Origin of the sequence: Komagataeibacter rhaeticus (assembly GCF_003207855.1) — a bacterium.
Taxonomy (GTDB): domain Bacteria; phylum Pseudomonadota; class Alphaproteobacteria; order Acetobacterales; family Acetobacteraceae; genus Komagataeibacter; species Komagataeibacter rhaeticus.
In genome coordinates, this window is the sequence record NZ_NKTZ01000045.1 from 1 (window position 1) to 5,925 (window position 5,925).

A 5,925-nucleotide genomic window follows, 5' to 3' on the forward strand; every position below is an offset into this window, starting at 1 on the left:
CGACGCCATCTGGTCCGGGGTTAACCCCGGACCAGATGGCCAACAGCAACGCCGTCAGAAGGGCGGCATAACAACAACCGGGTATAGCTTATCAAGCCCACAAAACTGTCCGAACGGACGGGACCACCTCAGTCGGCGAGCCGATGTGATGCATGGCGGGATTTTCAGGCCAGTTTGGACCTGCTCTTCCGTTTTCAGCTTGGTGCGGGATTTCGTCTCTTCCCTCAAACACCTAACCTGACCTGATAATTGAAAATGCGCAGTCAGTGACTGTAATGCTGTCATTGCCTGCTGGAGGTTCCTATGGCAGTCATGATCATTCGCAATCTCGATGACAGTCTCAACCTGCGGCTCCGTCTGCGCGCAGCACAGCATGAGCGTTCCATGGAGGAAGAGGTTCGCGATATCCTGTGCTCCGCTCTTTCCGCTGAAGTGCCTAAAGAGGTGGATGCCGGTCAGGCCATCCACCAACGCTTTGCCAGGCTGGGAGGGGTAGACCTGCCTGCGGTATCCCGTGAGGCCATCAGGGATGTGGATTTCGGAGTGTGATCGTTCTCGACACCAACATCTTCTCCGAACTGATGTGCTCCGGGCCTGACGGGGCGGTGCTGGCCTGTATGTCCCGTCAGTCCATGATGACCCTCTTCATCACGACCATGACCCAGGCCGATATCCTGTATGGGTTGGCGCTGCTGCCGGAAGGACGACGGTGGGATCTGCTTGAATTATAGGTTCATTGAACCTATAATTTAGCATGAGGCCACGGTGGACAGTCGAAGACCTGTCATTCGAAATGGACGATGACCAGAGCAGTGATCCGATCGCAACCCTGGTTATTCAGGCTCCTGGTGTCGTTCTGATGGTCATGGCTGAATTCAGTGTCGATCGATCCCAAGGATTCATGAAGCTGGCCAAGACTCACATCCACGGTGCAACAGCCAATGGGGTCGGGTTCGCCAATCTGAAAACGATCGCACAGGCCGTTCTGGAAGGAATGGATATCGATGAAATCATCATTGAAGGCGGAATTCGCACGAATGGGGCCTGTCCGGGCCATATCCCGCGTCCGTTCCGGTTCACGCGCCAGATTCGCCCTGACCCTGACGCGTGAGGGATGGCCTGATCTCAATTCCATTGCCGTCACGATGGCGCTGTCCAGGCGTGGCCTGACGATGCTGGCCGCCAAGAAGACGGTGGAAGACCTCATCAGGCAATCCTCGGAACAGGCGGAAGGGCATGCAATCGTTCTGCTGCCCATGACTGACACGATCGAGGCGGTTATCTCCGACCTTGCAAAGGCCGGGATCAGGGCGATCCATGTCGATCACAAGGCCGATGTGGATGTGGCCCTGATTCGTCGGCGTCTGAAGCTCAGTCGCCGACAGTTCGCGCTCTGGTATGGTCTGGAAGAGGAAACCATCAAAGGATGGGAAAGCGGGGAACGTACGCCAGATACCGCTGCAAAAAGTTATCTGCGGGCCATTTCCAATCGGCCGGAAGCCGTGCGTGAAGCCTACGCCCATACGGAGTAAATTTCGACAGGTCCGGCTTGTTCTGGATCCTCAGGTCCCATTTCTCCCGATACCGCCGGGGCGTCGGTCATAGGAAGCGGCGGGGAAGAGACATGATGAATGAAGTGGACTATCAGGCTGTTCGTGAAGCAGGTGCGCTCCATAGAGCGACTGTTCCCCATGTGGTGTCTGCAAGGTTTATCCGTGCACGCCGCGCCATTCACGTCACGCTCTCGAATGGCGTTGAGATGAGTGTGCCAGTGGACTTGTTGCAGGGTTTGCAGGGCGCTTCCCTGAAGGATCTGGCCAAGATCGAGATGACCCCGCTTGGTAACGGCCTACTGGCCCCGCCTTGATGCCGATGTTCTGGTCGAAGGTCTGACCCACGGTATCTATGGTTCCCGAAGCTGGATGGCAGCACAAATGGGAGGCCGGTGAGAGGATGTTCGAAAACGTACCGTAAGCAATACCGTATGCGAGACGCAGATTTATAAGACGGGTTATATGACCGGATTGTGCTTGTTTTCGTCATATCAGACTACGGTCACATAAACGCTCGTTTACGTGACACATTTCTGAGAAAATGGCTGTTTTTTGCTGATTTTCCTGCCAGATAATTCCTTACCGCACGTTTTCGACCATCCTCTCACCGCTCTCCTTCCAGCCAGCAGTCGATAATTTTTAGCCGTATGTCTGCCCGGTCGCTTTTGTGTATGCCATGTATGCTGTTGACGCATACAGTTTGTTTGTGCCATGACATCGCTATGGATGAACTGAATTCAGAACGCATCATCACCCCGATGTCGAAATCTCTTGTGCAAGCGATTGATGATTTTCGCTTTTCTTCGCGCATGCCTTCGCGCGCGGAAGCCATCCGTCGCTTGATCCGGCTTGGACTTGATGCCGTGCATCAGGAGCAAATGAAGAATCAGCTCCCCAAATTCTAAAGGCGTCACCTAGGTCTCCTCACGTATGAGCCCCTGAACCTTTAACCGCTCTTCCCCTGAATACCGACGAACGGGGACGAAGACCGGGGGACACTCATGCGTGAAGTGACCACACTTGACGGTACGTCAAAAAATACCTATTTTCACGACGAGGACTTGATAACGGTGCCGCACGATGCAGAACGTCGCAGATTGCAGAACGCTATTGCGCAGGGAGCAAGGATCGTATGGACAGACCATGCGAGAGAACGTTCACGGGAACGACATATCTCTAAGCTGATCACACAGCGCGTGCTCCGTTGCGGCAACATTGATCAAATCGAAGCACCACTGGACGGTGATGAAACCTGGCGTGTGGTCGGGACCGACAATGACGGTCGCCGGATAGGCGTGGTTGTCACTCTGAAAGAGGACGTCTGTGTCATCCGTATCATCACGGTTATGGCACTCCGCTGAAAGGAAGAATTCATGTTCAGAACACTGCCCTCGTACGAGGAAGACGGCCTGGGGCTGCCTTACGCGGTGACGCTGATTAACGCTGCGGAAGAGGAAATTGACGAAACCACCGGGGAAGTGATCGGGGTTTCCGTGCCCGACATGGAAGGGCTTGCGGCCGCCGTGGCGATGGCACGCGTCCTGATCCCGACCGGCCTGCTGCCGCGGGAGATCCGGTTTCTCCGCGACGTGCTGGGCCTGTCCTCGGGTGCTATGGCAAAGATCCTGATGATGGACCCGGCTACCTATTCCCGTTGGGAGAATGGCAAGCAGCAAGTTGGCCAGTGGGCGGACAAGCAGATGCGCATGGTGGTTGTGACCACACTACGCGACCGTTTCCCGCATTTCAGCGTGGACCCAAAAACCGTGACATCGTTGTCCCCTATCAAGCCACGTGCCAGCCAGACCGCTCCACAGATCCGGATGGTCCGGCGCGTCTTACCCGCTGAGGTCACACAACTGGACGAGTGGGATACGGTTCCTCAGGCCATGGCTGCCTGATCCCAAGCGCCATTGTAGCGATAGGGGGTAACCACAGGCATTTCACGGTCGCCGGATTTGGTCGCGCATTTCTCCGCGAAGATAGCCATGGCGTCCCGTGCTGCTGCCCGCGTCTCGGCATGATGAATGTCGCGCAGGTCCGACATGACGGCCGGGATCATGGGTTTGGGAAACTTGTTCACGACATTGCCGATCTTGTGGAACCAGCAACGCTGATGACGCGTGCCGGGAAAGACCTCGTTCAGGGCTTTCCAGAAAGCCGGAAGGCAGGCTGGAGGAAGATCGGCAGGACGACAGAGGGCAAAAACAGTTTTTGCATCATGATTTTTCCTGTGCGGGTCCTTTTTCAAAAGCGCGCAGGAAAGCGTCGATATCGTCGCTCATCAGGAGGGGCATCCGTTCTCGTATCAATGCTTCAGGCCAGTCCCACCAGGCGACTGCAAGCAGACGCTCGATGGTCTTTTCGGGGAAGCGGTATTTGAGGACCCGGGCCGGGTTGCCGCCCACGATGGCATATGGCGGCACGTCCCTGGTCACCACGGCCGCCGTGGCGATGATCGCGCCTGATCCTATGGTGACACCCGACATGATGTTGGCCCGCGCGCCGATCCAGACGTCGTTGCCAATGACGATATCCCCCTTGGTGGAATGGTCATCGGTTGCATCCGCCGCTTCGGGCCAGAAATTGCACTGGTTCTTGAACGGGTAGGTGGTGATCGTGTCCGGTCGGTGATTGCCCAGGATCATCAGCACCTCGCGGGCAATCGAGCAGTATTTCCCGATCTTCAGGCCGGCATATTCGGCTTCTATGATGATGGGAGAACCCTTGGCACCATATGTATGGTCGCCGATGTCCCAGCCCCACTCTTCGATCTCATGGGCAAGGGTGTAACGTAGGAGCAGAGAAAAGGCGTTCTTGCCGTAATACATGGACCTCGGTTCTCCCGTTCTGGTTCAGGGTTTCGTTTGCATTCGATAGCGGACAGATCAGATGATCGTGTTGCGTCGTCAGTCCTGTTCCCGGTCCCTGTCGAAGGCATGAAGCCCCGCACGCCTCCAGCGTGTTTTCAGGTCGCCTGACGCGGTATTCCTGCCCTCCCGAAGCTGCCCCGCAATGTCCAGGAAGGCCCCGAGCAGGGTAGCGCGGTCATCATCGGTCAGATCGACCAGTCCCGCCTTCTGGACCAGGCCGCCCAGTTCGATCAGATGATGGGTGCGTTCCCGTCGCGCCTTCGCCCAGTCGCGCATGTCGGTGCGTGCCTTTCGTGCCTGATGGCGATGGATCAGGGCCGCCTGCTTCCTGATCCGTCTTTCAAGCGCCAGAAGCTCCGTTCTGATCGTGTCCGGTTCCTTTCCGGCCGCCCTTTTTTGCGCCAGCCTGAAAGAACGCCGTCCCCCGTTCGGTCCACCTCGCGACGGCTTCGGGTTTGCCGTCCGCCTGTTCGACAGCCGCAAGCAGCACCCCGGCCAGCGCCTCGATCGACAGGGTATCGGCTCCCGTCGCCTCGACCAGTTCGCCGAGCTGGAGGGTCCGTTGCGCCTTAAGCTGCTTCGCCTTTTCCTGAAGCGCCTTCAGTTCCGCATCAATGTCCCGTGGCCTGCGCATTTCCGGTCCCCTGTCCTGCTGGTCTGTGCCATACTCTACCACACAGGCGAGAACCGCGTCACTCATCCAGACAAACCAACCCTTTTGGCGCAGTAAAATGTGAGTGCGCGCTTATACGTCACTTCGTGACGTGCGCTTAAGTGGTGTGATAGGATCGCGTTCATGGCGATCTATCACCTGCATGCAAAGGTCATCAGCCGCGCCACCGGCCGGAGCGCCGTGGCGGCGGCGGCCTATCGTGCAGCGTCCCGCCTGCATGACGTGCGGCTGGATCGCGACCATGACTTTTCCAACAAGAGCGGCGTGGTGCATTCCGAGATTCTGCTGCCCGATGGCGCGCCGGAACGGTTTCTCGATCGTGCGACCCTATGGAACGAGGTCGAGGCGATCGAGAAGCGCAAGGATGCCCAGCTTGCCCGCGAAGTGGAGTTTTCAATCCCGCGCGAAATGACCCAGGCGCAGGGGATCGCGCTGGCACGGGATTTTGTGCGCGAGCAGTTCGTGGAACGCGGCATGGTGACCGATCTCAATGTGCATTGGGATATTGGCGAAGACGGACAGGCGAAGCCCCATGCCCATGTGATGCTGTCTACACGACGGATCGAAGTCAGAACCGGAGAGGCTGTGCATGGAAGACGAGACGGAATCCCGCATCCTGAACGAGGCGGCAGGGGCGCATACGACATCACGCCGGATCTTGGACCTGATGGAGCAGAAAGGGGACGACGATCCACTCAAGCTCATGATCCGTCTGCTGACGGAAATTCGGGAGACGCAGCGCGGCATCCTGCTGAAGCTCTCGACGCTGGAGAAGCGCTTGCAGCGGCTGGAAGAACGGCGCGACTGATCGCGGCGGCACGGTTGC

At 57.5% G+C, this 5,925-nt stretch carries 11 protein-coding genes and 2 pseudogenes; 9 read left to right on the plus strand and 4 right to left on the minus strand.

Annotated features, from left to right (window positions below; translation table 11 throughout):
- The first annotated feature begins 303 nt into the window (after positions 1 to 303).
- From CFR78_RS15690 to CFR78_RS15725, 8 genes and pseudogenes are all read left to right on the plus strand, one after another.
- A complete protein-coding gene (locus CFR78_RS15690; RefSeq protein ID WP_026019917.1) occupies positions 304 to 549 on the plus strand; it encodes a FitA-like ribbon-helix-helix domain-containing protein in 246 nt (81 codons plus the stop codon).
- Positions 546 to 731 carry a PIN domain-containing protein gene (locus tag CFR78_RS15695; protein ID WP_110557456.1) on the plus strand — a complete coding sequence of 62 codons (186 nt, stop codon included), beginning with the start codon at positions 546 to 548 and terminating at the stop codon, positions 729 to 731. Before CFR78_RS15690 ends, CFR78_RS15695 begins: the two co-directional genes overlap by 4 nt.
- A gap of 62 nt (positions 732 to 793) precedes the next feature.
- Complete coding sequence (locus CFR78_RS16410) at positions 794 to 1,111, plus strand: hypothetical protein (RefSeq protein ID WP_181417556.1); 318 nt, start codon at positions 794 to 796, stop codon at positions 1,109 to 1,111.
- A 61-nt stretch (positions 1,112 to 1,172) separates the two neighbouring features.
- Complete coding sequence (locus CFR78_RS15705) at positions 1,173 to 1,532, plus strand: helix-turn-helix domain-containing protein (RefSeq protein WP_239019504.1); 360 nt, start codon at positions 1,173 to 1,175, stop codon at positions 1,530 to 1,532.
- 92 nt (positions 1,533 to 1,624) lie between these two features.
- A pseudogene (locus CFR78_RS15710) lies at positions 1,625 to 1,940 on the plus strand (DUF2442 domain-containing protein); the annotation flags it as partial.
- Between the two features lie 335 nt (positions 1,941 to 2,275).
- Entirely contained in the window at positions 2,276 to 2,458 is a 183-nt protein-coding gene (locus tag CFR78_RS15715) for a hypothetical protein (RefSeq protein WP_110581356.1), read from the plus strand.
- A 96-nt stretch (positions 2,459 to 2,554) separates the two neighbouring features.
- A complete protein-coding gene (locus tag CFR78_RS15720) occupies positions 2,555 to 2,914 on the plus strand; it encodes a DUF4258 domain-containing protein (protein ID WP_110581357.1) in 360 nt (119 codons plus the stop codon).
- Positions 2,915 to 2,926: 12 nt separating this feature from the next.
- Positions 2,927 to 3,454 (plus strand): hypothetical protein, encoded by a 528-nt coding sequence (locus CFR78_RS15725; RefSeq protein ID WP_110581358.1) that lies wholly within the window; start codon positions 2,927 to 2,929, stop codon positions 3,452 to 3,454.
- A gap of 44 nt (positions 3,455 to 3,498) precedes the next feature.
- On the opposite strand, the pseudogene CFR78_RS15730 reads toward CFR78_RS15725, so the two are convergent.
- The 4 genes and pseudogenes from CFR78_RS15730 to CFR78_RS15745 form a co-directional block, all read right to left on the minus strand.
- A pseudogene (locus CFR78_RS15730) lies at positions 3,499 to 3,711 on the minus strand (transposase); the annotation flags it as partial.
- Positions 3,712 to 3,772: 61 nt separating this feature from the next.
- Positions 3,773 to 4,384 (minus strand): CatB-related O-acetyltransferase, encoded by a 612-nt coding sequence (locus CFR78_RS15735; RefSeq protein WP_007396283.1) that lies wholly within the window; start codon positions 4,382 to 4,384, stop codon positions 3,773 to 3,775.
- A 78-nt stretch (positions 4,385 to 4,462) separates the two neighbouring features.
- A complete protein-coding gene (locus CFR78_RS15740; protein WP_110570155.1) occupies positions 4,463 to 4,702 on the minus strand; it encodes a conjugal transfer protein TraD in 240 nt (79 codons plus the stop codon).
- Positions 4,703 to 4,766: 64 nt separating this feature from the next.
- Positions 4,767 to 5,126, minus strand: coding sequence for a conjugal transfer protein TraD (locus CFR78_RS15745; RefSeq protein WP_181417557.1), 360 nt, complete (start codon positions 5,124 to 5,126; stop codon positions 4,767 to 4,769).
- A 96-nt stretch (positions 5,127 to 5,222) separates the two neighbouring features.
- Here CFR78_RS15745 and CFR78_RS16705 point away from each other — a divergent pair.
- Positions 5,223 to 5,925: MobA/MobL family protein (locus CFR78_RS16705; protein ID WP_258366209.1), on the plus strand; the 703-nt coding region annotated here is incomplete at its 3' end.